This window comes from Mesorhizobium sp. M0136 (genome assembly GCF_040322515.1).
In the GTDB taxonomy this organism is placed as follows: domain Bacteria; phylum Pseudomonadota; class Alphaproteobacteria; order Rhizobiales; family Rhizobiaceae; genus Mesorhizobium.
Window position 1 is genome coordinate 17,467 of record NZ_JAMYTP010000022.1, and the last position, 23,933, is coordinate 41,399.

Consider the following 23,933-nt stretch of genomic DNA (forward strand, 5'->3'; position numbering starts at 1 on the left):
TGACGCGGACCTTCGGGTTGTGATCATGGTCCGGGAAGCATCAGGTACCGCGCGGCTTCGCGCGGCTGGTGGCGGCGGCGAGAAGCGGGTTCTCCGGCCAGACATGCCTGGGATAGCGGCCACGCATCTCTGCTCGCACATCGGCCCAGGAGCCGCGCCAAAAGCCGGGCAGGTCGCGCGTCGTCTGGATCGGCCGGTGCGCCGGCGACAGCAATTCGAGGGTCAGCGGCACAGTGCCGTTGGCGATCGCCGGATGCCGGTCGAGGCCGAACAGCTCCTGCACGCGCGCCGCCAGCACCGGCCAATCGCCGTCGTAGCGGATCGGTAGCCGGCTGCCCGACGGCGCGTCGAAATGGGTCGGCGCCAATGTGTCGATCTTGCGCTGCAATTCGTGCGGCACCAGCGTCATCAGGCCTTGCGAAAGCACGCTAGGATCAATCGCCGTAAAGGCTGTGGCACCGGAAAGGAATGGCAGCAGCCAGTCGTCGAGGCGCTCGACGAGCGCGGCATCGGAGACATCGGGCCATGGCGCGCCGAGGCCGCGATGCAGCCAGCCGAGCCGTTGCCGCAACGTCTCCGCATCCCTGGTCCACGGCAACAGGGACAGGCCGTGTTCGCGCAAGGCGTCGAGGATGGCGCGATCCGCGTCGGCACCGGTCGGCGCCGGCAGCATGCGTTCGGACAACGTGATGGCCCCGAGGCGAACCGTTTCGCGCACCCGCACCGCGCGCCTGTCGCGGTCGAAGCTGACCTCGCGGCGCGTCTCGATCCTTTCCGCCAGCGCGGCACGGATATCGGTCTCATCGATGGCTGCCGCCGCGGTGATGCGGGCGTTCTGCGCCTTGCCCTGCAGGTCGGCGACGACGAGCCAGGTCTTGCCGGCCAGCGGATCGGAGGCGTCGAGCATGGCGCCCGAGCCGTTGGCAAGCACGAAGCGGCCATGCTCGCCGCGCGCTTTGGCGACCCGATCCGGCCAGGCATGGATGAGGAGCGAGCCGGCAGTACTGCCCTCCTCCTTGAGGGGAGGGTTGATCCGCGTAGCGGATCGGGGCGGGGTCGGTTCGGGCACGCCATCGGCGACCCCGCCCCGTCTCCCTCGTCTCGCTGCGCTCGGCTCGTTCGCCGACCCTCCCCTCGAGGGGGAGGGTGAAGCCTGCTTTGCCAACCTCTCGGCCAGTTGCCGGGCAGCGGTGGCGCGCTGCGATCTTTCGGCGTGAAAGCGCATCAGCCGCCGTTCGAGATCGGCACCCTCGCCGCCAAGGCCACGCTCGGTCAATAGCACGGCGAGCATCGCCGCCTCGAGCGTCTGTCCGGTCCTTGCCGCCTCGGCGACCATGTGGGCGAGCCGCACCGGTAACGCCAGCCTGCGCATCGCGGCACCGGCATCCGTCAGGCGTCCTGCTGCATCGACCGCATCGAGCGCACGCAGCAGCGCCCTCGCCTCGGTGAGCGCCGCAGCCGGCGGGGGATCGAGGAAGGACAGGCTGGTTGGATCGGCGACGCCGAACGCGGCGCAATCGAGCAACAGCCCGGAAAGATCGGCCTCGAGGATTTCCGGCGGCGTGAAGGCCGGCAGGGCCGTCGTCTGCTCGGCCCGCCACAACCGGATGGCGACGCCGGGCTGCGTGCGCCCGGCACGGCCGGCGCGCTGGTCGGCGGAAGCGCGCGAAGCACGCACCGTCTCCAGCCGCGTCAGGCCGCTCGCCGGCTCATAGCGCGGCAGCCGCGACAGGCCGGAATCGATGACGACGCGCACGCCGTCGATGGTGATGGAGGTTTCGGCGATCGACGTCGCCAGCACCACCTTGCGGCGGCCGGGCGGCGCAGGCTTGATCGCCGCGTCCTGCGTCTTGTTGTCGAGCATGCCGTAGAGCGGCACGATATCGGTGTCGGCGCCGACCTTGCCGGCCAGCCGCTCCGCGGTGCGCTCGATCTCGCGCTGGCCGGGCAGGAAAGCGAGCACGCTGCCCACCTCCCCGGCAAGCGCCGAGCGGATCGCCCTGGCCATAGCGTCCTCGATGGCGATGCCGGCCGGCCGCTCGTCATAGCGGATGTCGACCGGGAAGGCGCGGCCTGCGCTCTCGATCACCGGCGCGCCGGACAGCAATTTTGCGACACGCGCGCCATCGAGCGTCGCCGACATCACCAGCAATCTGAGGTCGGGCCTCAGCGCACTTTGTACGTCGAGCGCCAGCGCCAGCCCGAAATCGCCGTCGAGCGAGCGTTCGTGGAACTCGTCGAACAACACCGCCGCGACACCGGGCAGCTCGGGATCGTCGAGGATCATGCGGGACAGCACGCCTTCGGTGACGACGAGAATCCTGGTCTTTGCGGACGTGCGGTTTTCCATGCGCATGGCATAACCGACGGTTTCGCCGGGCTCTTGGCCAAGCAATTCGGCCATGCGGCGGGCGGCAGCGCGGGCGGCGAGGCGGCGAGGCTCGAGCAGAATGATTTTTCCGGCGCCGAGCCATTCAGCGTCGAGCAGCGCCAGTGGAACCAAAGTCGTCTTGCCGGCGCCGGGCGGCGCCACCAGCACGGCGCTGTTACCATGGCTCAGCGCTTCATCGAGCGCCGGCAAGACAGCGGAGACCGGCAGGTCCGGCAAGGGTTTTGTGGTCATTGTGCTATGCTGTGCAGCCAGTTGGCGCCGATCGCATATCAGCGGTGACGGTCGCGGCGCAACCTCAGCGCCGATTCAAAGCCTGGTCCGCGAAAACGGGTTCCAGCGCACCGTGCCGAGCCGCACCTCCTCGCGCACCATCGTCAGCAGGCCGGAACCGGCGACCACGGCGAGCCCGACCAGCGACAGAAAATCGGGATATTCCCTGAAGAACAACGCACCTAGAAGCACCGCCCAGACGATCTGCGAGTAATGCGTCGGCGCAATGCGGTTGGCCGGCGCGTATTTGACCGCCAGCAGATGCAGCAGCTGGCCGCCGGCGGTAAAGGCGCCGGCCAGCACCAGCCAGGCCCATTGCTCGCCATCCGGCAGCGAGAACGAGGTGGCCGCCGCACCGACGCCGTTGAAGAGCAGGCCGTAGCCGATCAGCACGCCGAGCATCGTCGTGCGCTTTTCCTGAGCGGCGAGCGAACGCATCAGGATGACATTGGTGGCGGCCAGGAAAGCGATGATGAACGCCGCCAGATGGCCAAGATGCAACTCGCGAAAACCAGGCCTGACAACCAGCATAACCCCGGCAAAGCCAGCGACCACCGCCAGCCACCGCCAGGGGCCGACCTTCTCCTTGAGGACCAGCGTGGCCAGGATGGTGACGAACAGCGGCGCCAGGAAGATCAGCGCATAGACTTCCGCCAGCGGGATGGTGGTGAAGGCATAGACGCTGAGCACGCCCGACGCGATGCCGGCCCAGGCGCGGGCCTGTACCGCCCAGGGCCGGGTCGTGCGCCAGAAATCGCGCCAGCGCTCGCCTGGCGGCCTGGCAAAGAGCAGAAAGCAGCCGGCAAACAATGTCGAGAAGAAGCCGATCTCGAAGACATTGAACTGCCCGCCCAGGCTTTTGACAACGGCGTCGCTGCACGAATAGCTTGCATAGGCGATGAGAGCGAGCAGAATTCCGTTGGGCACGTTTTTCCGTTTCCGGGAGAGATGAGAGTGAAGATACTGGCGCTTGGCGCGCATCCGGACGACATCGAGATCTTCATGTTCGGTACGATGGCGGCCTATGCCGCGCAAGGCGCAGAACTCTTTTTTGCCATAGCCACGGATGGCACCAGGGGCGGCTACGGCGATCCGGCCGCGCTTGCCCGCACGCGCCGCAAGGAGGCGACCGCGGCGGCCGGTCTGCTTGGCGTGACGCCGCGCTTCCTCGACTTTCCCGATGGCGCGCTGGTGGCGGACGCCGCCCTGATCGCTGCCCTGAAAGCAGTGATCGGCGAGATAGGGCCGGATCTGGCGATCACGCATGCGCCGAACGACTATCATGGCGACCACCGCGCGCTATCGGATGGCATGCGCATCGCCGCATCATTCTCGGTGCCGGTGCTGCATGCCGACACGTTCGGCGGCACCGGGTTTTCGCCTACGCACTACGTCGATACCTCCGGGCATTTCGATCTCAAGGCGGAGGCGATCCGGGCGCACCAGTCGCAGGATCCCGAGCGTTTCGTCGACGCGGCGCGCACGCAGAACGCCTTCCGCGCCGGCCAGTGCAACGGCCTAGCCGGATCATTCGCCGAGGCCTTCCGCTTCGAGCCGGTCTTCCCCTTCGCCGATATCCGCGCGCTGCTGCCGCCGGCCCCAGTGATCCGACCGGTGACGGTCAGCAACAAGACGGTGACCTAGGCAGGCCGCCGCAACTTCTCACGTTGGTTCCTATCCAGCATGCTGCGGTGCAGCAACGAATTCGCTTGCGTTGTTTAGTAAAAATTGCATCACTAAACAAATTACTAAACATCCGGGCGTTGCCGCCACTGTGTTTAGGCCCCGGAGGAGAGGGGTTTAGCGGGCTCTTGAAACCGTCATCCGGACGCGTTTCGCAAATGGGAGGAAGGCATGAAATCGACCTTTAAATTGGCGTTGGGTCTGGCCTCGGCACTCGTTGCGTCGACAGCCGTTTCGAACGTCGCGCAGGCAGAAGATCTGACGCTTTGCTGGGCAGCCTGGGACCCGGCCAACGCGCTTGTGGAATTATCCAAGGACTTCACCAAGGAAACCGGCATCGGCATGAAATTCGAATTCGTGCCGTGGACCAACTATGCCGACCGCTTTCTCAATGAGCTGAATTCGCACGGCAAGCTGTGCGACTTGATCATAGGCGACAGCCAGTGGATCGGCGGCGCCGCCGAGAACGGCCATTACGTCAAGCTGAACGACTTCTTCGACAAGGAGAAGATCAGCATGGACGATTTCGTGCCGGCGACCGTCGTCGGCTATTCGGAATGGCCGAAGAACTCGCCAAATTACTGGGCGCTGCCGGCGATGGGCGACGTCGTCGGCTGGACCTACCGCAAGGACTGGTTCTCCAAGCCGGAGCTGCAGAAGGAATTCAAGGAAAAGTATGGCTGGGATCTCGGCCCGCCGACGACCTTCGACCAGCTGAAGCAGATCGCCGAATTCTTCCAGAAGCGCGAGATCGACGGCAAGACCGTCTATGGCGCGTCGATCTATACCGAGCGCGGCTCGGAAGGCATCACCATGGGCGCCATGGACGTACTCTACAGCTTCGGCTTCCAGTACGAAAACCCGAAAAAGCCCTACGAGATGGAAGGCTTCGTCAACTCCGATAAATCGGTGAAGGGCCTGGAGTTCTACAAGGCGCTCTATGACTGCTGCACGCCTCCCGGCGCCTCGAACAGCTACATGGGCGAAGGTGTCGATGCCTTCAAATCCGGCCAGGTGGCGATGCACATGAACTTCGCCTTCACCTGGCCAGGCCTGCAGAAGGACGAGAATGTCGGCGGCGACAAGATAGGTTATTTCGTCAATCCCAAAGGTCCGGACGGCGACCAGTTCGCCCAGCTCGGCGGCCAGGGCATCTCGGTGGTCTCCTATTCCGACAAGCAGGAAGCCGCGCTCAAATACATCAAATGGTTTGCCAACAAGGACGTGCAGTCCAAATGGTGGTCGCTCGGCGGCTATTCCTGCCTCAACGCGGTCGTCAAGGATCCGGGCTTCCCGGCCAGCCAGCCCTACGCGCAGACCTTCCTCGACTCGATGGCCATCGTGAAGGACTTCTGGGCCGAGCCGAGCTATGCCCCGCTGCTGCAGGCATCACAAAAGCGCTTCCACGACTATGTCGTTGCCGGGCAAGGCTCGGCCAAGGATGCGCTCGACGGCCTCGTCAAGGACTGGACCGAGGTCTTCCAGGACGATGGCAAGATGTAACCGGGGCAAGATGTAACCGGCTCCTCCCGAGCCCATGACCGAACCGTCCCGTGCCGCCCTTGGCACGGGACACAGTTCAGATAAATTCCATTGTCGAGACGATCCAAGTGACCGAAGCAGGACTGACCATGCTCAATCGGACTGCGGACAGCGTTGCCCGGGCTACGCCCGAGCCGTTGGCCCGCAAGGTCCGGGGCATCAGCGACAAGGGCCTCGCCTGGCTGTTCATCTCGCCGACGATCCTGTTGCTTTTAGCCATCAACATCTTCCCGCTGTTCTGGGCGATCTATCTGTCCTTCACCAATTTTCGCGCCAATCGTCCCAATGAGGTGGTGAAGAACCTTGGGCTCGCGAACTACAAGCGCATCCTCGCCGACCAGGACATCTGGATCGCCATGCAGACGACAGCGCATTTCGTGTTCTGGACCATCCTGCTGCAGACGCTGATCGGCTTTACGCTGGCCTGGCTGATCGACCGCAAGTTCCGCGGGCACGCCTTCTGGACGACCATCATCCTGGTGCCGATGATGCTGTCGCCGGCGGTGGTCGGCAATTTCTGGCGCTTCCTCTACGAGCCGCAGATCGGGCTGTTCGCCTACGCCGTCTCGTTCGTCACCGGCATTCCGGCAACGCAGATCAGTATGCTCTCCAACGTGTCGCTGGCGCCATGGTCGATCATAATCGTCGACACCTGGATGTGGACGCCTTACGTGATGCTGATCTGCCTCGCCGGCCTGCGCTCGATCCCCGAATACATCTACGAAGCGGCCGAGGTCGATCGCGCCTCCAACTGGCGGCAGTTCTGGTCGATCACGCTGCCGATGGCGCTGCCCTTCATCATGCTGGCGGTGCTGTTCCGCGGCATCGAGAACTTCAAGATGTTCGACATGGTCAATTTGCTCACTGGCGGCGGGCCGGGATCGACTACCGAAGTGGCCTCGATCACGCTGAAGCGGCAGGCCTTCGAAAGCTGGCGGACGGGCTATTCCTCGGCCTTCGCCATCATCCTGTTCGTCGCGGTGTTCGGCCTGGCCAACATCTACGTCAAGGCACTGAACAAGGTGAAGCAGAGATGAGCCTGACGTCAGCCCATTCTGTTGTCGCACCCTCGGCCACGTCGAAGCGCGTCGCCGGCACGATCATCGTTGCCTACGCGCTGATCTCGATCGTGCCGCTGCTGTGGATCTTCGCCACCAGCTTCAAGACGCCGCCGGATTCGATCGCCTATCCGCCGAAGATCCTGTTCCAGCCGAGCCTCGAGGGCTACTGCAACTTGTTCTCGACCCGGACTCGGCAAACCCCGGAATACATCAACTCCCTGGGACCGGCGACGGGGGTCTGCGACGAGACGGTGCGCAAGCGCAACATGGTGATCGCCGGCCCGTCGAACTTCATGCCGCGCTTCGTCAATTCGCTGATCATCGCCTTCGGCTCGACCTTTTGCGCGGTGTTCCTCGGCACGCTGTCGGCCTATGGTTTTTCGCGTTTCAAGGTGCCGCTCGCCGACGACCTTCTGTTCTTCATCCTGTCGACGCGGATGATGCCGCCGATCGCCGTCGCCATCCCGATCTACCTGATGTATCGGGAGCTCGGCTTGTCGGACACCGCGCTCGGCATGATCCTGCTCTACACGGCGGTCAACGTGTCGCTGGCAGTCTGGCTGCTGAAAGGCTTCATCGACGAGATCCCGCGCGAATATGAAGAGGCGGCGATGATCGACGGCTACACCAGGCTGCAGGCGTTCTGGCGCACCGTGCTGCCGCAGGCGACCACCGGTATTGCCGCAACCGCCATCTTCTGCCTGATCTTTGCCTGGAACGAATACGCCTTCGCTGCGCTGCTGACCTCGGGCACGGCGCAGACCGCGCCGCCCTTCATCCCGACCATCATCGGCGAAGGCGGCCAGGACTGGCCGGCGGTCGCGGCCGGCACGACGATCTTCCTGGTGCCGATCCTGGTCTTCACCATCCTGCTTCGCAAGCAATTGCTGCGCGGCATCACCTTCGGCGCGGTGCGCAAATGAACCTGACAGTAAAACGCAAATCGCGCTGGCCTATCTGGGCCAGGCGCGGACTGATGGAAAACGTCGCCACGGCGATCATCGCCATCGGCTTCCTGATGCTGTTCCAGCCCTTCGCGCTGGCGCTCTACACCTATTCGTTCGTCACCATGCTGGCCGGCACGGCGATGTTCATCATCGTCTCGAAATTTCCGGAGTAGACGATGGCTGAGATCAGGGTCGAACATCTGAGAAAGGCATTCGGCGATTTCGTCGCTGTGCAGGATTCCAACTTCGTCGTCGAGGACGGCGAATTCTTCGTCATGCTAGGGCCGTCGGGTTGCGGCAAGACGACGACGCTTCGTATGATTGCCGGGCTCGAACTGCCGACCGGCGGCAAGATCCTGCTTGGCGGCGAGGACGTCACCATGCGGCGTGCCCGCGAGCGCGACATCGCCTTTGTGTTCCAGCTGTTCGCGCTCTATCCGCACATGAATGTGAGAAAGAACATCGGTTTCCCGCTGCTGGCGCAAGGCATGCCAGGCGCTGAAATTCGGGCCAGGGTGGAAGAGACGGCGAAGCTGTTGCGGATCGACCATCTGCTCAACAAATCGGTCTCCGGGCTGGCCGGCGGCGATCGCCAGCGCGTGGCGCTCGGCCGCGCCATCGTGCGGCGGCCAAAATGTTTCCTGATGGACGAGCCGCTCGGCACGCTCGACACCGAATTCCGCGACCTGATGGTCCATGAGCTGCGCGAATTGCACAACCGCATCCACGCCACCACCGTCTATGTCACGCATGACCAGATGGAAGCGATGTCGATGGCCGACAAGATCGCGGTGATGAACCACGGCGTCATCGAACAGTTCGGCACCCCGCGCGAGATCTATGACCGGCCGGCGACGATGTTCGTCGCCGACTTCATCGGCTCGCCGCCGATGAATTTCCTCGGCTTCGGCGGCGGCCTTTCAAAGGGCGCCAGGGAAGTTGTTGTGCAGGGCGCGAGGGTGGCCGTGCCGGAGGTGCGCGAGGATGTCGCGCCGGCCGAGATGGCGCTTGGCATCCGACCGGAGCACATCCGCTTCGACGACGCTTCGAAGCTGCGCGGAGCTATTTACGGCACGGAATATCTCGGCACCACCCAGATCGTGGCGGTGGAGACGGCAGACGGCATCATCAAGGCCAGGGTGCCGGCCGAAATCCGGCTCAATCCGGGCGATCATGTGGGCCTGGCGCTGAACAGCGCGCGGCTGTCACTGTTCGCAAAAGGATCCGGCCGTGCGGTGCGCACCGAAATCCATGACTCGGCCTCCCAGGGGAGAGCGCATCATGGCTGACGTTCACATCAAGGGCGTGACAAAGGCTTTTGGCGAGCATGTCGCCGTCGACAATCTCGATTTGCATATCGCCGACGGGGAATTCGTCGTGCTGCTCGGGCCGACCGGCGCCGGCAAGACGACAACGCTCAGGCTGATCGCCGGGCTGGAGCGTCCGGAAGCGGGCTCGATCCATATTGCCGGCCACGACACGACGACGCTGTCGCCGGCCGAGCGCGACACCGCTTTCGTGTTCCAGCAATATTCGCTCTATCCGCATCTGTCGGTTTACGACAACCTCGCCTTTCCGCTGCGCTCGCCGGCGAGGAAAATGCCGGAGGATCAGATCCGCCGCCGCGTCGAGGACGTGGCCAAGATGGTGCGCATCCACCACAAGCTGAATAATCGCTCGACCAAACTCTCGGGCGGCGAGATGCAGCGCGTTGCCATCGGCCGCGCTTTGGTGCGCAAGCCGTCGATCTACCTGATGGACGAGCCGCTGTCGTCGCTCGACGCCAAGCTGCGGGCCGATCTCAGGCTCGAGCTGAAGCGCATCCAGGCCGAACTCGGCGCCACCATGCTCTACGTCACCCATGACCAGATCGAAGCGATGACCATGGCCGACCGCATCGGCATCCTCGCCGACGGTGTGCTGGTGCAGATCGGTTCGCCGCGCACGATCTATTCTGAGCCGGCAAACCTTCACGTCGCGGCCAGGCTCGGCCAACCGGCAATCAATTTGTTGCCGGTCGGACTGCTGCCGGATGGCGGAGCGCCGGCGGGGACCAGGACAATCGGTGCGCGGACCGAACATCTCTCGATCGCGAAGGCGACGAACGGCCATGCCGACGGCGTCGTCGATTGGATCGAGCATCTCGGCGACCAGAACCATCTGCACGTGACGGTGGGGACCAGGAAGCTGGTGACGCTGACCGACCCCGACACCGACCTGGCGCAGGGCGACAGGATAATGATCCGCTATCGCTCGCCGCTGTATTTCGGCGCCGATGGGCGACGGCTGATGTGAGCGCTGCGCGAGTGTTTTCCCGGCACCTTTCAACCGGCAATTTCGGGCACCGGAGTGGACCAATTCGATGAAGCATTTTTTCAATCACAGGGATACGATCGTAACTGAGGCCCTGGACGGCTTTCTCGGCACGACCGGCACCAGCGATCTCGCCCGCCTCGACGGCTATCCCGAAATCAAGGTCGTCCTCCGTGCAGACTGGGATAAGAGCAAGGTCAGCATCATCTCCGGCGGCGGGGCCGGGCACGAACCCGCGCATGCCGGCTTCGTCGGCATGGGCATGCTCACGGCGGCAGTATCAGGCGAGATCTTTGCTTCGCCGAGCGTGGAAGCAGTATTGGCGGCCATCCGCGCGGTGACCGGTCCCGCCGGGTGCCTGCTGATCGTCAAGAACTATACCGGCGATCGCCTCAACTTCGGCTTGGCCGCCGAGAAGGCGCGCACCGAAGGCTTCCGCGTCGAGATGGTGATCGTCGCCGACGACATCGCCCTGCTTGATATTGCCCAGCCGCGTGGCGTTGCCGGCACCTTGTTCGTGCACAAGATCGCCGGCCACATGTCGGAAGCCGGCAACGATCTGGCGACGGTTGCCGCTGCGGCGCGGGCTGCGGCGGCGGATATCGTTTCCCTCGGCATATCGCTGTCATCCTGCTCGATCCCCGGTCAGAGCCATGACGAAAGATTTGGCGCCGACGACGCTGAACTCGGCCTCGGCATCCATGGCGAACCGGGCGTTGAGCGGATTGCGGTGCAAAGTGCCGGAAGGCTGGTTGCGATCATGGCGGAGCGCCTTGCCGCGCGGCTCGATCCCGCCAGCGACTACGCCTTGCTGATCAACAATCTCGGTTCGGTGCCACCGCTGGAAATGTTGCTTGTCGCCAATGCGGTGTTGGCATCACCGCTGGCACGAAAGGTGACGCTGACGATCGGACCCGGGCAGCTTATGACCGCGCTCAACATGAACGGCTTTTCCTTGTCGCTGATCCGGCTCGATGCGCCGCGCGAAGCGGCGTTGCGGGCGCCGGTAGGTCCTCACGCCTGGCTGCCGGCAAGAGCCGTTCGGCAACCCAGCGTCGTGCCGATGGCCAAAGCCGCCGGCCAGGGCAACGCGTCGAAAGCCAGCCCGGACGCACGCACCGAGCGGCTGGTGGTCGCCATCTGCGAACGGCTGATCTCGCTTGAAGGCGCGTTGAACGGACTGGACGCCAAGGCGGGAGACGGTGACACCGGATCGACTGTGGCGGCCGGTGCGCGCAGCGTGCTTGGCCGCCTTGCGGCGCTGCCGCTCGCCGACCCTGCCGCAACGCTGGCCGCCGTGGGCGACATCCTGAGTGCCAGCATGGGCGGCTCTAGCGGCGTGCTGCTGTCGATCTTCTTCACCGCCGCCGCGCAGGCGCTGGAGTCTGGCGAAACGCTTCCCAAGGCGCTTCTCGCCGGCCTCGATCGGATGTCCTTCTATGGTGGAGCGAGGATAGGCGATCGCACGATGATCGATGCCTTGGAACCCGCCTTGAAGGCGCTGGATAGCGGCAGTCTGGAGGACGCGGCGGTCGCGGCGCGACGCGGCGCCGAGGCCACCGCTGCCATGCGCAACGCCAAGGCCGGGCGGTCCGCCTATATTGGCAGCCAGCTCGACGGCGTGGTCGACCCCGGCGCCTTTGCCGTCGCCGAGGTCTTCACTGCACTCGCTGCGTTGCTCGAACCCGCTTGACTGGGGAAAAGAATGCTTCAATTGCCGGATATGCAATTTTCTCGTACTGCCGGCAGCGCAGGGGCCAGGAGCATGGGTGATATGGCGGCAGCGGATATTTCCAGGCTGATCGAGGCGGCGGCAAACACCATCGCCGCCCATGCCGAAGAGCTGACCAGGCTCGATCAGGCCATCGGCGACGGCGACCATGGGCTCAACATGAAACGCGGCTTCGAGGCAGTGCGGGCCGAGGCCGGCGCGTTTGCGGCAAAGCCGTTGCCCGAGGCGCTGAAGGCGGTCGGCACCAAACTGGTGATGACCGTCGGCGGAGCCTCCGGTCCCTTGTTCGGCACGCTGTTCATGGTGCTCGGCAAGGAGATTCCCGCCGCGCCGGATCGCGCCGATCTGGCGGCGGCCTTCGGCAAGGCGATTGAAGCAGTGGCCGCCCGAGGCAAGTCGCAGGCCGGGCAAAAAACCATGCTCGACGTGCTGCAGCCGGTACATGAAGCGCTCGTGCAGGGAAAGGCGGCGGCGGACATCGCCGAGATCGCCGACAACGCAGCCGACGCGACTGTGCCGATGAAGGCGCTGCGTGGGCGCGCCTCCTTCCTTGGCGACCGTTCGATCGGTCATATGGATGCCGGCGCACGCTCGACCGCACTTCTGGTGCGGGCCGTAGCCGAAGCAATCGAGAGGCGCGCATGAGCAATGTCGGCATCGTCATCGTCTCGCATTCGCCGCTGGTCGCCGAAGGCACCGCCGACATGGTGCGGCAGATGGTTGGCAACGAAGTGCCGCTTGCATGGTGCGGCGGAAACGGCCATGGCGGGCTGGGAACCAATGTCGAGGCGATCATGGGCGCCATCGACAAAGCCTGGTCGGAGGCGGGTGTCGCGATCCTCGTTGATCTCGGAGGTGCCGAGACCAATAGCGAGATGGCGATCGAGATGATCGGCGAACCACGCGCCCAGAAGATCATCGTCTGTAATGCGCCGATCGTCGAAGGCGCGGTGATGGCGGCGACCGAGGCTTCTGGCGGCGCCTCGCTCAGGGAAGTGGTGGCGACGGCGCACGAATTGTCGCCGTCGTGAACGAACGGGAATTTTGACAAATATGTCCGCAGCAGCCGAAGCCAGCGTCCTGATCACCCATGAGGTGGGGCTGCATGCGCGTCCTTCGGTGAAGTTCACCAAGCTTGCCAAGACGTTTTCGGCCGACGTCGAGATTGCGCTCGCCGCCAACGGGCCATGGTTCGACGCCAAGAGCATCGTCAAGGTGATGGCTGCGAAAGCGCCGAAAGGCACTGTCCTGCACATCAGAGCCAAAGGGGACGGCGCCGGCGAGGCGGTCGGAGCACTGGTCGAGCTGGTGCGCCGCGATTTCGACGAAGGCAAGGACCATGCCCGAACCGCTTAGGCTGCAGGGCATTTCGGCATCGGCCGGCTATGCCGAGGGGCCGCTGTTCGATCTGGACCAGGCTGCTGTGCGTTATGTCCGCAAGGCGACTGCCGCGGACGAGAAGGCGGCGCTTGAGGCCGCCATCTCCATTGCCGCGGGCCGGCTCGCGACATTGATCGAAAGCAGCGACAGCGAGGCGGCCGGGATCCTCGAATTCCAGCTCGCCATGCTGGAGGACGACGCGCTGACCGGCCCGGCCTTTGCGCGAATTGCCGAGGGCATGGCTGCTGATGTGGCTTGGCGAAAAGCGCTCGACGCCGAGATAGCCGGCTATGAAACATCCGAGCGGGACTATTTCCGGGCGCGCGCCGCCGACATGCGCGATATACGCGACCAGGTGCTACGCGCGCTGATCGGGGGCGGCGACATTGCGCCGCCGGCGGGTGCGATCTTCTACGGCGAGGATATCGCACCGACGCGCTTCCTCGAAACCGACTGGAGTGCCGGCGGCGGCATAGCACTTACGGCCGGAAGTGCCGCAAGTCATGTCGCAATGCTGGCACGCTCACGCGGCGTGCCCATGGTGGTGGGGCTTGGGCTCATGGAGCGTGGGCTAGCCAGGCCAGGTGCTTCGCCGGCTCACCTTGCCGGAATCGCACTGCTCGATGCTGAACATGGTGGCATCGTGTTGGCGCCTTCGAAAGCGGAGATCGCCATATTCCGGCGATCGTCGTCGTCTTTCGCGGCGCATCGCGGCAAAGCGGCAGCCTATCTGACAAGGCCGGCGGCAACGAAGACCGGCATAGCGGTCCGCGTGCAGGTGAATATCGCCGATCCGTCCGATGTCGACAGCATCGATGCTGCGGCGTGCGACGGTGTCGGGCTGATGCGGACCGAATTCCTATTCGGCAAGACGCTGCCGGGCGAGGAGACGCAATATCGCGCCTACCGCAAAGTGCTGGAATGGGCAGGCGAGAGGCCGGTGACGATCCGTACTGTCGATGCGGGCGGCGATAAGCCCGTGCCGGGCCTGACCGTCGAGGAAGGTAATCCATTCCTTGGCCTGCGCGGCATCAGGCTGTCGCTGATGCGTCCGGAGGTCTTTCGTGTGCAGATCCGCGCCTTGCTACGTGCCGCCATGCACGGCAATCTAAAGGTGATGTTCCCGATGATCGCCGTTCCGGAAGAGTATGAACACGCCACCGCGCTGTTCGCTGAGGAGCAGGCTGACCTTTTGGCGCGCGGCATCGCGCACAAAATGCCGCCGCTTGGCATCATGGTCGAGGTGCCGTCGGTGGCCATAGCACCGGAGGCATTCGCCAAGGCCGCCTTCTTCTCGATCGGTTCGAATGATTTGACCCAATACGTGATGGCCGCCGCGCGGGACAATGCGTCGGTCGCACATCTGAATTCCGTCAGGCACCCGGCCGTGCTCCGGCTGATCGCCTCCGTTGCGGCCTTCGGCCGCGAGCATAATATCCCGGTCAGCCTGTGTGGCGATGCCGGCGGCGACCCCGCCTCGATCCCGGCGCTGCTCGAAACCGGCCTGCGTGACCTCTCGGTCGCTCCCGCCCAACTCGCGATGGCCAAGGCGGCCATCGCGGACGTTTCGATCTAGGCCCCGGCATGGCAGACAAGGCACCGCAATCCGGCCCCGAAGAGGCGATCCGCGCCTACAAGACGATCCTGTCGCAGGTGATCGACCAGCGCCCGTCCGGCATGCGCCAGCGCCTCGCCGACGCGCTTGGAAAACACCGCAGCTTCGTCACGCAGATTTCAAGCCCGGCCTACTCGACGCCGATCCCGGCGAAGCATTTGCCGGCTATCTTCTCCGTCTGCCATTTCAGCCCGGTCGAACGCGATCATTTCCTTGAGGCCTACCATCGGGCTCATCCGGGAAAGATGTCGCTGGCCGCAGGCATGCGCAAGACACGTCATGTCTCGCTGATCGTTCCCGATTTCGGCGACGACAAGCAGAACGCGGCGCTCGACCGGGCGGTCAACGATTTCATCCAGAAGATCACCAGCATCGCCGGCAAGGGCAGCTGACGCTGGGCTATTTCGGGAGAACAGCCATGAAGAAATTTCTGAATTCGGTCGATACGGTGCTGACCGAGAGCCTCGACGGCTTCGTTGCCGCGCATGCCGATATCCTGGCGCTTGGCGAGGAACACAAATTCATCCGCCGCAAGCTGCTCAAGCCGGGCAAGGTGGCGCTGATCTCCGGTGGCGGCTCGGGTCACGAGCCGCTGCATGGCGGATTCGTCGGGCACGGCATGCTGGATGCCGCCTGCCCCGGCCAGGTATTCACCTCGCCGACGCCTGACCAGATGATGGCGGCGGCCGAAGTCGTCAATACGGGCGCCGGCTGCCTGTTCATCGTCAAGAACTACGAGGGCGACGTGATGAATTTCGACATGGCCGCTGAAATGTCGGAAGGCGTGATGCAAATCGTGACCAATGACGACGTCGCGGTCGAAAACTCGTCCTACACCACCGGCCGGCGCGGCGTCGCCGGTACGCTGGTGGTCGAGAAAATCGTCGGCGCGGCGGCCGAAGAAGGCATGCCACTGGAGCCGTTGAAGGCGCTGGGCGAGCGCGTCAACGGCGCGACGCGCTCGATGGGCGTGGCGCTGACCAGTTGCACCGTGCCGGCGGCGGGCAGGCCGACCTTCGATATCGGCGACGGCGAGATGGAGTTCGGGGTCGGCATCCATGGCGAGCCCGGAAGGCGGCGTGACACATTGAAAAGCGCCGATGCCATCACCGACGAGATCTGTACCGCAATCCTGGGTGACCTGGGCGACGGTGCCAGAGGCCAGGCGCTGCTCTTCGTCAACGGCTTTGGCGGCACACCGTTGATGGAGCTTTACCTGATGTATAACAGCGCCCGCAAAATCTTCGAGAAGCACGGCGTCACGGTAACCCGGTCGCTGGTCGGGTCCTATGTTACCTCGCTCGACATGGCCGGCTGTTCGATCACGCTGAGCATGCTCGACGACGAGGCGGCTGTTTGGTGGGATGCACCGGTACATACGGCCGCGCTGCGCTGGGGCATGTAGCGGCGGAGAATGCCCCAGAAATAGTCGGTGATAGGACCGACATCGGCAACGCCGCGTACCGTCAGACAGTTGCCCTCCTCACCCTGCGTAAGATAAAGAATCTGCGGGTTTGGGGAGTTCGAGGATGCGTTACAATTGGGATCGGGCGCCGACGGGTTTCGAGCGCCATGGAAAGATGCTGGCAGCCGCCTTGCTGATCGCCGGCGGGATCGGACTTATGCTCGCTGCCCTCCCGCTTTAGGGACAACAACCTCGGGTAGCGGACTACTTCTCAGCGCGTTGCCTCAGTGCAGTTGGCCTGTCACGGCGAGAAAACGGCGGTCACGCCCTTCAAATCCCTGGCTGAAGCGCTGCACGAGCACGACAACCACGCCCGCTTTGCCGTCTGGGGCGAAGGTGTAGGATTCCGACAGGCTATAGGAGGTCGGGCAATTTCTCGAACTGGGTACGGTCTTGTCCTCGTGCAACACCTTGATCGGATGGCCGTCCTGGCCCTGCAGCGTCAGGCGAAAGCCGAGCGCCTTGCCGGTCGTCTCGCCCTGCTGCGCCCCGTCGAAACTCGCTGAACAATCCGCCGTGCTATCGGCAAGAATCTGCTCGAGCTGAATGGTCGAGATGCCAAGCTCGTCATAGGTCGGCGAAAGCCATTGTTGCGAAACCTGCTCGAGGCGCGCAATGTCGTTGTAGGCGACCATGTCCTCGGGAAAGGTGAACTTGTCGAAGCCAGTCCGTTCGCCACGCGACGCTATGTAATATTTGGCCAGCAAGGGCGCCGCCTGCCCCGCGGCCTGTGCCCTCGCCTGCGCAAGTGTCAGCGTCGAATCCTCCGTCTCGTCGACGATGAGGATCGGCTTGCCGCCGACGAACTGATCGGTGCGGGTGTCGATGATATCGATCTCCGACCAGCCCGAATCCGAAGCACCAGCGTCGAGCGTGCCATACTGCTCGAAGGCGAAATAGTTGCCGTCGGGCGAAAAGCCGATGATACGCCGTGCCGCCGCATCGCCGGCCTGAGCAGCTGAAGCGAGCCCTACCGCCAGCGTCGCAACCGCGGCAAACCCAAGCTCGTATCGCAGTTTCATCGCGCCCTGCCCCCAATGTCGAAAATTCGGCCGATACCAGCCCCGCAGGCCACGACGGCCTTGCATTTGCGGCCAAGTTAGAACGACAGCAAACGAAACGCACAAATACATGGTTACACAAACCAGCATACGCTATTTCAAGGACAGCAAACATTCCTGGGGAGGAAGCTGGATGGCGTCACGCTACCATGAGGTTTATGACGGCTGGAAACGCGACCCGGAAAAGTTCTGGGCCGATGCCGCGGGCGCTATCGACTGGTTCTCGCCCTTCGAGACCGTGTTCGACGCCAATGCAGGTGTCTATGGCCGGTGGTTCAACGGCGCTTCCTGCAACACCTGCTTCAATGCCGTCGACCGCCACGTGGCGGGCGCCCGTGCCGACCAGATCGCGTTGATCCATGACAGCGCGATTTCGGGCACAATCAGGAAATTCACCTATGCCGAGTTGAAGCGCGAGGTGGTCGCGCTGACCTCGGTGCTCAAGAATCGTGGCATCCAAAAAGGCGATCGCGTCATCATCTACATGCCGATGGTACCGGAAGCAGCCTTCGCCATGCTTGCCTGTGCGCGGATCGGCGCCGTGCATTCGGTGGTCTTCGGCGGCTTTGCCTCGCATGAGCTCGCCACCCGCATCGACGACGCCAAGCCGAAGCTGATCATCTCCGCTTCCGGCGGCCTGGAGCCAGGGCGCGTCGTTGCCTATAAGCCGCTGCTCGACAAAGCGATCGAGATGTCGCGGCACAAGCCCGAAGCCTGCCTCATCCTGCAGCGCGACCAATTGCGCTGCGAGCTCAGGGAAAATCACGATATCGACTATGCCGACGCCGTGGCGCGTGAGCGGGCCGCCGGCGCCAATGTCGACTGTGTTGCGGTGCTTGCCACCGATCCGCTCTACATCATCTACACGTCAGGCACGACCGGCCAGCCGAAAGGCATCGTGCGCGACAATGGCGGCCATATGGTCGCGCTGAAATGGTCGATGGAAAACGACTTCGGCGTCAAGCCAGGCGAAGTGTTTTGGGCGGCTTCCGATGTCGGCTGGGTGGTCGGCCATTCCTACATCGTCTACGGCCCGCTGCTGCATGGCTGCACGACCGTGCTGTTCGAGGGCAAGCCGGTCGGCACGCCCGATGCCGGCACCTATTGGCGGGTGATTGACGAGCACGGCGTCGTCGCGCTGTTCACCGCGCCAACCGCATTTCGCGCCATCAAAGGACAGGACCCGAAGGGCGAATTCGTCCCAAAATACGACCTGTCCAAATTCCGAACTTTGTTCCTCGCCGGCGAGCGCGCCGATCCGGAAACCATCAAATGGGCGGAGCAGAAATTGAACGTGCCGGTGATCGACCATTGGTGGCAAACCGAGACCGGCTCGCCGATGACCATCAACCCCGCCGGACTGGGCCTGCTGCCGGTCAAATACGGCTCGCCCGGCGTGCCGATGCCCGGCTATGACATCCGCGTGCTCGACGATGCCGGGCATGAGGTCAAGCGTGGTACGCTTGGCAATGTCGTGGTGAAATTGCCGCTGCCCCCCGGCTGCTTGCCGACGCTGTGGAATGCCGACGAGCGGTTTCGCCAAGCCTATCTCGAGGAATTCCCCGGCTTCTACAAAACCGCGGATGCCGGCATGATGGACGAGGACGGTTACCTCTATGTCATGGCCCGCACTGACGACATCATCAATGTCGCCGGCCACCGGCTCTCGACCGGCGCCATGGAGGAGGTGCTGGCCGCGCATCCCGACGTTGCCGAATGCGCCGTCGTCGGCATTGCCGATGCGATGAAGGGCCAGGTTCCACTCGGCTTCGTCGTGCTGAATGCGGGCGTCGACCGCGATGCAGGGATCATCGAGAGCGAGGTGGTCACGCTGGTGCGCGAACGGATCGGCCCTGTCGCAGCCTTCAAGACGGTAGTGACGATCAAGCGCCTGCCGAAGACGCGCTCCGGCAAGATCCTGCGCGGCACCATGCAGAAGATCGCCGACAAAGAGGAATGGGCCATGCCGGCGACAATCGACGACCCCGCCATCCTCGACGAGATCACCGCCGCGCTGAAGGGCCGTGGCATCGGCCTGTAAGCCGAGTTGCGTCCGAAGCTCCGGTATGGAACGACCGGTGCCAGACATGGTATCCACGCGCTGCGTCGCCTTGTTGTTTCGAGATCGAGGCGCATTCACAGCCATACGGGACGCCATTCGTGACCTTGTTCCAGCGATCGAGAAACACCCGGACCGCGGCGCGCCAGCGGCTCGAGATCGATATCCGGGACTCAGTCGTCTATGCGATCGGCGACGTGCATGGCTGCTATAAGGAGCTTCGCTCCCTGGAGCAGAACATCCTGCTCGATTCTGCGTCTTTCGAGGGGCGCAAGCTCATCATCATGCTTGGCGACTACGTCGATCGTGGCCCGCAGTCGGCGCGCGTGCTCGATCATCTGCTGGCGCCGCCACTCCAAGGCTTCCAGCGCATCTGCCTTGCCGGTAACCACGAAGTCGTGATGCTGAACTATCTCGACGGGATCATTTCGAGAGAGTCGTGGCTGGCGATAGGCGGCCTGCAAACGCTGTTTTCCTACGGCGTCGACCCGGACCGCATGGCCGATCTCTACGGTTCAAACGAGGAGGTCGACGGGCGCATTCGAGAGATCATTCCCGCCGACCACGTCAGTTTCATGCGTGCGCTGCCGGTCATGGTCTGTTCGGCGAAATTCGTATTCGTTCATGCCGGCATCAGGCCGGGCATCGACCTCGCCGCACAAGACGAGGACGACCTGCTCAATATCCGCTCGGAGTTCTTCGAAGCCGCGCATCTTCTCGACCGCTATGTGGTGCACGGGCATACGCCGGTCGAGTTTCCGAAGCTCGAGGGACGCCGGCTTGGCATCGACACGGGCGCCTTCCAAAGCGGCCGGCTGACCGCAGTCAGGATCGCCGACAAACGCGCCAGGCTGATATTTTCCTGAGCGCGATATCCGTCGCTCAGGCGGCCGCCTTTGTGCGCGCTTCCGATTTTTCCAGATAATAGCTCGAATATTTGTCGAAGAATCTTTCGGAGCCGCCGATCGAGCCATACTTGGCCAGTTTCTTCAATTCGACCTTGTTCAGAACCGCGCCGACGATCTTCTTGGCGATATAGGGTTCTGAGCTCAGCACGGACTGCACCATTGCCCGCGGCGTGCGTCCCCACTCCGCGACCAGCACGAAACCGTCGACAAGCGGGGCGAAGGCCTTGGCGTCGACGACTGGCCCGAGCGGCGGCAGATCGACGATGATGTATTCGAAAGTTTCCTTGGCATTGTCAATGAAGCGCCGCATGCCGGCCGAAGACAGAAGCTCGCTGGTGTGCGAAAAATGGCCACGCAGGACGGCCGGGATGATCGCCAGCTTGGTCTGCCGGTCGATCTTGCCGACCGACTGCCAGGTCCGCCCGCTCACCACCGCTTCCATCAGGCCTTGCTCGGCCTCCATGCCAAGGCTGCGGCTGAGGCCGGGGTTGCGCAGGTCACCGTCGATCAGCAGCGTTTTCGATCCGTTGGCCGCAAGCAGCCCGGCAAGATTGGCGGCAACCGTCGACTTGCCTTCGCCGGGCAGCACCGAGATCACACCAATGACCCGGCTGCCCTGGCCTTCCATCACGACATCGAAGGCGATCTTGGCGTTGCGCAGCGTCTCGGAGAACATTGACGCCGGTGCATCGACGGTTACCCGCATGCGCGCACGTTTTTCGGCTGCCGACAATGTTTTGGAGGACTGGGATTTGGAGGACTTGGCAGTCCTGGTTTCGGCGGCCTTGACGTCGGGCTGACCGTCGTCGCGCTGGTCGTCCTTCCCAGCCTTGCCGATGACCGGCAGATAGCCGAGGAATTTGAGGCCGACGCGGTCGCGCACATCCTCGCCGGTCCTGAAGAACCGTTCCCTGAATTCATTCAGGCCGCCAACCCCGGCCCCCATCATTATGCCAAGCGCCAGCGAAAGCCCCAGCACGATGGCCGTCCGCGGGGTTGCGGCCGACTGCGGCATCGTCGCATCGGAGATGACCCGGATCTTGCCGACCGGGAAGGATTGCTGCTGTGCAGCCTCCTCATAGCGGTTCAGGAATGTCTGATAGAGCGTCGAGAGCGCCGTCGCCTTCTGGTCCAGTTCACGCAGCTTGACCTGCGACTGGTTGTCGATGGAGCTCTTGCCTGCCGCCAAGGCGACATTTGCGCGGAGCGCGGTCTCGCGCGCCAGAGCGACCTCGTATTCGTTGCGGTAGCTTTCGGTGAGCTGCTTCAGCTCGCCGAAAATCTGCGCCGATATGTCGGCCTTCTCCTTGGCGAGCGCGACGGCCTGCGGATGTTGCGGGCCGAAATTGGCTTCGACATCCTGCTGCCGCTTGGCGACGGTGAGATAGCGGTTCTTGAGCGTCGTGATGACCGAGCTGCTCGGCTGGTCGTTCGATATCGCAGCGTCCTTGAACGCATTGTCCGAGCCGCTTTCGACGATCGACTTGTATTGCTGATAGCGGGCGCCGGCACGTGCGGTATCGGCCTGGGCGACGATCAGCTGGGTGTTGAGATCGGACAGTTGCTTGTCGCTGATCAGCTGGCCGTCATTGACGGCCAATCCATGTTCGGCCCTGAACTTTTCGACCGCCAGTGCGGCCGCCTGGGAGCTCTCACGAAGCTCGGTCAGCCGGCCTTGCAGCCAGACCGCCGCCCGCTCGGTCGCGTCGAAGCTGGCATCGAGCTGATCGGCGAGATAGGCGTCGGCATAGGCCTTGGTGATGGCGGTCGCAAGCGCCGGATCCGTCGCCTGGAAGGAGATGCTGATGACAAAGCTTCGGCCGATCCGCTCGGCGTCGAGTTGGTTCTGCAGTTTGAAGATTGCGTAGTCACGGGGCGACGACGATGCGGTGATCGCGTCACGCGTCGCAGCATCAAGCTGAGTGACGTCGGTCGTGCTAGCGGCGCGCTTGGGGCGGACAGACTGGATGATACCGCGTACAAAGCCTGCGACCTTCGACAGGGCCGACGTCGGAGGGTTCATGAAAGCGTCGTTCTGATCGAGCTTCAGCTTGTCGACGACCACCCCCGCCAGCCTGGCCGACTGCAGAATTTCGATCTGGCTCAGAACGGCGGAGTCGGTCTGCATGCTGACCGACGCCGCCGAAATGTCGTCGACGACCTTGTTCAATCCTTCGTCGATCAGCACGCTGCTCGTCGCCACATAGGTAGGAGGCGTCGTCTGCAAATAGAGGACGCCGAGAAAGAGACCGATGACGGCACAGGCGGCAACCACTTTCGCCTGCCGCGCGGCCATGCCAAGCAGGCGCTCGATGTCGATGAAGTCTTCGGCGTTTGCCGCACTCGAAGCCGGCAATGGCGTCCTCTTCTCGACAGGAAAATTGGCATAGTTCATCTTCGGTCCAATTCTAGTTTGCAGGCGCTACCGCCTCGAAGGTCGGGACATAGGGTGCAAACCTTGCGCCGGACAGTGCGCGTTACGCGCGGCGCAACGGGCCTGTCCTGCGTCATCAGCCGCACCCACAATGCCTCGAAAAAATGGACATTATGCGGCTTCTTCCCGACGCTGATGCGACCGGACGAATTCCTGCAGCATATCGAAGATCTGGCCCTTCATGTCCTCCCGCGCCAGCGCGAAAGCGATATTGGCCTGGATAAAGCCCTCCTTCGAACCGCAGTCGAACATGCGGCCGTCGAAAGGCTGGGCGAAGAAGGCTTGCGTCTGTGCGAGGCGCACCATTGCGTCGGTCAGCTGGATCTCGTTGCCGGCGCCGCGTTGCTGGCTGCCCAGCAGCGAGAATATCTCGGGCTGCAGGATGTAGCGGCCGTTGATGTAGAAGTTCGACGGGGCGTTGGCCGGAGCCGGCTTTTCGACCATGGCCGTCACTTCGAAGCCGGTGCCGACATCCGCGCCGCGGCCGACAATGCCGTATTTGCTGGTCTCGGTCGGGTCGCAACGCTCGACGGCAATGACGTTTGCGCCGGTCTGTGCATAAAGATCGGCGACTTCGGCGAGACAGCCGCGCCCGCCAAAGGACACCATGTCCGGCAAAAGCAATGCAAAGGGCTCGTCGCCGATGACTTCGCGCGCGCACCACACGGCATGGCCGAGGCCCTGCGGCGACTGCTGGCGGATGAAACTCGTCGCGCCGGCGACGGGAAGCAGGCTTTCGAGCGCTTCAAGCTGCGCCTTCTTGCCGCTCTGCTCCAGGGTTCCGATGAGTTCAGGATGCAGGTCGAAATAGTCCTCGATCACCGCCTTGTTGCGGCCGGTAACGAAGACGATGTGCTCGATGCCTGCCTCGAACGCCTCATCCACCGCATATTGCACGACAGGCCTGTCGACCACCGGCAGCATTTCCTTCGGCATGGATTTGGTCGCCGGCAGGAACCGCGTTCCAAGCCCTGCCACCGGTATGACTGCCTTCCTGACTTTTTTCATTGCATATTCCTTCTGATCGATTTCAACCCGTCGCAGGCGGCGAAAACTGTCTTCATTCGCCCG

The 23,933-nt window shown here is 63.5% G+C and carries 21 protein-coding genes; 16 read left to right on the forward strand and 5 right to left on the reverse strand.

Annotated features, from left to right (window positions below; genetic code table 11):
- Nucleotides 1-40: 40 nt before the first annotated feature.
- Nucleotides 41-2,623 (reverse strand): ATP-dependent helicase HrpB, encoded by a 2,583-nt coding sequence (gene hrpB, locus NKJ35_RS23750; RefSeq protein ID WP_352649767.1) that lies wholly within the window; start codon nucleotides 2,621-2,623, stop codon nucleotides 41-43.
- A gap of 75 nt (nucleotides 2,624-2,698) precedes the next feature.
- Nucleotides 2,699-3,589, reverse strand: a complete 891-nt coding sequence (locus NKJ35_RS23755) for a DMT family transporter (RefSeq protein ID WP_352649768.1) — start codon at nucleotides 3,587-3,589, stop codon at nucleotides 2,699-2,701.
- Between the two features lie 27 nt (nucleotides 3,590-3,616).
- On the opposite strand from NKJ35_RS23755, the gene NKJ35_RS23760 reads away from it, so the two are divergent.
- The 14 genes from NKJ35_RS23760 (at nucleotide 3,617) to dhaK (ending at nucleotide 16,340) form a co-directional block, all read left to right on the forward strand.
- Nucleotides 3,617-4,306 (forward strand): PIG-L deacetylase family protein, encoded by a 690-nt coding sequence (locus NKJ35_RS23760; protein ID WP_352479852.1) that lies wholly within the window; start codon nucleotides 3,617-3,619, stop codon nucleotides 4,304-4,306.
- A gap of 210 nt (nucleotides 4,307-4,516) precedes the next feature.
- On the forward strand, nucleotides 4,517-5,848 hold the full coding sequence (locus NKJ35_RS23765) for an ABC transporter substrate-binding protein (protein ID WP_352479851.1): 1,332 nt from the start codon (nucleotides 4,517-4,519) through the stop codon (nucleotides 5,846-5,848).
- A 128-nt stretch (nucleotides 5,849-5,976) separates the two neighbouring features.
- The gene (locus NKJ35_RS23770) at nucleotides 5,977-6,924 is read left to right on the forward strand and encodes a carbohydrate ABC transporter permease (protein ID WP_302893612.1); all 948 of its coding nucleotides are present in this window, start codon (nucleotides 5,977-5,979) and stop codon (nucleotides 6,922-6,924) included.
- Nucleotides 6,921-7,871, forward strand: coding sequence for a carbohydrate ABC transporter permease (locus tag NKJ35_RS23775; protein ID WP_254816115.1), 951 nt, complete (start codon nucleotides 6,921-6,923; stop codon nucleotides 7,869-7,871). Before NKJ35_RS23770 ends, NKJ35_RS23775 begins: the two co-directional genes overlap by 4 nt.
- Complete coding sequence (locus NKJ35_RS23780) at nucleotides 7,868-8,068, forward strand: hypothetical protein (protein ID WP_352649769.1); 201 nt, start codon at nucleotides 7,868-7,870, stop codon at nucleotides 8,066-8,068. Before NKJ35_RS23775 ends, NKJ35_RS23780 begins: the two co-directional genes overlap by 4 nt.
- 3 nt (nucleotides 8,069-8,071) lie before the next feature.
- On the forward strand, nucleotides 8,072-9,184 hold the full coding sequence (locus tag NKJ35_RS23785; RefSeq protein ID WP_352649770.1) for an ABC transporter ATP-binding protein: 1,113 nt from the start codon (nucleotides 8,072-8,074) through the stop codon (nucleotides 9,182-9,184).
- Complete coding sequence (locus NKJ35_RS23790; protein WP_352649771.1) at nucleotides 9,177-10,190, forward strand: ABC transporter ATP-binding protein; 1,014 nt, start codon at nucleotides 9,177-9,179, stop codon at nucleotides 10,188-10,190. The genes NKJ35_RS23785 and NKJ35_RS23790 overlap by 8 nt, the downstream gene beginning before the upstream one ends.
- Before the next feature lie 67 nt (nucleotides 10,191-10,257).
- Entirely contained in the window at nucleotides 10,258-11,901 is a 1,644-nt protein-coding gene (locus NKJ35_RS23795; protein ID WP_352649772.1) for a dihydroxyacetone kinase subunit DhaK, read from the forward strand.
- An 81-nt stretch (nucleotides 11,902-11,982) separates the two neighbouring features.
- Nucleotides 11,983-12,585 (forward strand): dihydroxyacetone kinase subunit DhaL, encoded by a 603-nt coding sequence (gene dhaL, locus NKJ35_RS23800; RefSeq protein WP_352649773.1) that lies wholly within the window; start codon nucleotides 11,983-11,985, stop codon nucleotides 12,583-12,585.
- Nucleotides 12,582-12,971 (forward strand): dihydroxyacetone kinase phosphoryl donor subunit DhaM, encoded by a 390-nt coding sequence (gene dhaM / locus NKJ35_RS23805; RefSeq protein WP_352649774.1) that lies wholly within the window; start codon nucleotides 12,582-12,584, stop codon nucleotides 12,969-12,971. The genes dhaL and dhaM overlap by 4 nt, the downstream gene beginning before the upstream one ends.
- Before the next feature lie 22 nt (nucleotides 12,972-12,993).
- Nucleotides 12,994-13,296, forward strand: coding sequence for an HPr family phosphocarrier protein (locus NKJ35_RS23810; protein ID WP_023676329.1), 303 nt, complete (start codon nucleotides 12,994-12,996; stop codon nucleotides 13,294-13,296).
- Nucleotides 13,280-14,896 (forward strand): phosphoenolpyruvate--protein phosphotransferase, encoded by a 1,617-nt coding sequence (ptsP, locus tag NKJ35_RS23815; protein ID WP_352649775.1) that lies wholly within the window; start codon nucleotides 13,280-13,282, stop codon nucleotides 14,894-14,896. The genes NKJ35_RS23810 and ptsP overlap by 17 nt, the downstream gene beginning before the upstream one ends.
- An 8-nt stretch (nucleotides 14,897-14,904) precedes the next feature.
- On the forward strand, nucleotides 14,905-15,327 hold the full coding sequence (locus tag NKJ35_RS23820) for a hypothetical protein (RefSeq protein ID WP_352649776.1): 423 nt from the start codon (nucleotides 14,905-14,907) through the stop codon (nucleotides 15,325-15,327).
- A gap of 26 nt (nucleotides 15,328-15,353) precedes the next feature.
- Nucleotides 15,354-16,340 (forward strand): dihydroxyacetone kinase subunit DhaK, encoded by a 987-nt coding sequence (gene dhaK, locus NKJ35_RS23825; protein ID WP_352479841.1) that lies wholly within the window; start codon nucleotides 15,354-15,356, stop codon nucleotides 16,338-16,340.
- Nucleotides 16,341-16,624: 284 nt separating this feature from the next.
- Here the strand turns inward: dhaK and NKJ35_RS23830 are convergent, their stop codons facing one another.
- A complete protein-coding gene (locus tag NKJ35_RS23830) occupies nucleotides 16,625-17,422 on the reverse strand; it encodes a DUF2259 domain-containing protein (RefSeq protein ID WP_352649777.1) in 798 nt (265 codons plus the stop codon).
- A 172-nt stretch (nucleotides 17,423-17,594) separates the two neighbouring features.
- On the opposite strand from NKJ35_RS23830, the gene NKJ35_RS23835 reads away from it, so the two are divergent.
- On the forward strand, nucleotides 17,595-19,502 hold the full coding sequence (locus NKJ35_RS23835; protein WP_352649778.1) for a propionyl-CoA synthetase: 1,908 nt from the start codon (nucleotides 17,595-17,597) through the stop codon (nucleotides 19,500-19,502).
- A 119-nt stretch (nucleotides 19,503-19,621) separates the two neighbouring features.
- Nucleotides 19,622-20,386, forward strand: a complete 765-nt coding sequence (locus NKJ35_RS23840; RefSeq protein WP_352649779.1) for a metallophosphoesterase family protein — start codon at nucleotides 19,622-19,624, stop codon at nucleotides 20,384-20,386.
- 16 nt (nucleotides 20,387-20,402) lie between these two features.
- On the opposite strand, the gene NKJ35_RS23845 is transcribed toward NKJ35_RS23840, so the two are convergent.
- Nucleotides 20,403-22,823, reverse strand: a complete 2,421-nt coding sequence (locus NKJ35_RS23845) for a polysaccharide biosynthesis tyrosine autokinase (RefSeq protein ID WP_352649780.1) — start codon at nucleotides 22,821-22,823, stop codon at nucleotides 20,403-20,405.
- A 150-nt stretch (nucleotides 22,824-22,973) separates the two neighbouring features.
- Entirely contained in the window at nucleotides 22,974-23,870 is an 897-nt protein-coding gene (locus tag NKJ35_RS23850; RefSeq protein ID WP_352649782.1) for a UTP--glucose-1-phosphate uridylyltransferase, read from the reverse strand.
- Between the last annotated feature and the right edge of the window lie 63 nt (nucleotides 23,871-23,933).

Bases quoted from the DNA above. Each gene is read 5' to 3' on its own strand.
- NKJ35_RS23780 (WP_352649769.1), top strand. From the start codon at position 7,868: ATGAACCTGACAGTAAAACGCAAATCGCGCTGGCCTATCTGGGCCAGG.
- dhaM (WP_352649774.1), top strand. From the start codon at position 12,582: ATGAGCAATGTCGGCATCGTCATCGTCTCGCATTCGCCGCTGGTCGCC.
- NKJ35_RS23835 (WP_352649778.1), top strand. From the start codon at position 17,595: ATGGCGTCACGCTACCATGAGGTTTATGACGGCTGGAAACGCGACCCG.
- NKJ35_RS23810 (WP_023676329.1), top strand. From the start codon at position 12,994: ATGTCCGCAGCAGCCGAAGCCAGCGTCCTGATCACCCATGAGGTGGGG.
- NKJ35_RS23850 (WP_352649782.1), bottom strand. From the start codon at position 23,870: ATGAAAAAAGTCAGGAAGGCAGTCATACCGGTGGCAGGGCTTGGAACG.
- NKJ35_RS23795 (WP_352649772.1), top strand. From the start codon at position 10,258: ATGAAGCATTTTTTCAATCACAGGGATACGATCGTAACTGAGGCCCTG.
- ptsP (WP_352649775.1), top strand. From the start codon at position 13,280: ATGCCCGAACCGCTTAGGCTGCAGGGCATTTCGGCATCGGCCGGCTAT.
- NKJ35_RS23770 (WP_302893612.1), top strand. From the start codon at position 5,977: ATGCTCAATCGGACTGCGGACAGCGTTGCCCGGGCTACGCCCGAGCCG.
- NKJ35_RS23775 (WP_254816115.1), top strand. From the start codon at position 6,921: ATGAGCCTGACGTCAGCCCATTCTGTTGTCGCACCCTCGGCCACGTCG.
- dhaK (WP_352479841.1), top strand. From the start codon at position 15,354: ATGAAGAAATTTCTGAATTCGGTCGATACGGTGCTGACCGAGAGCCTC.
- NKJ35_RS23785 (WP_352649770.1), top strand. From the start codon at position 8,072: ATGGCTGAGATCAGGGTCGAACATCTGAGAAAGGCATTCGGCGATTTC.
- hrpB (WP_352649767.1), bottom strand. From the start codon at position 2,623: ATGACCACAAAACCCTTGCCGGACCTGCCGGTCTCCGCTGTCTTGCCG.
- NKJ35_RS23830 (WP_352649777.1), bottom strand. From the start codon at position 17,422: ATGAAACTGCGATACGAGCTTGGGTTTGCCGCGGTTGCGACGCTGGCG.
- NKJ35_RS23820 (WP_352649776.1), top strand. From the start codon at position 14,905: ATGGCAGACAAGGCACCGCAATCCGGCCCCGAAGAGGCGATCCGCGCC.
- NKJ35_RS23765 (WP_352479851.1), top strand. From the start codon at position 4,517: ATGAAATCGACCTTTAAATTGGCGTTGGGTCTGGCCTCGGCACTCGTT.
- dhaL (WP_352649773.1), top strand. From the start codon at position 11,983: ATGGCGGCAGCGGATATTTCCAGGCTGATCGAGGCGGCGGCAAACACC.
- NKJ35_RS23790 (WP_352649771.1), top strand. From the start codon at position 9,177: ATGGCTGACGTTCACATCAAGGGCGTGACAAAGGCTTTTGGCGAGCAT.
- NKJ35_RS23845 (WP_352649780.1), bottom strand. From the start codon at position 22,823: ATGAACTATGCCAATTTTCCTGTCGAGAAGAGGACGCCATTGCCGGCT.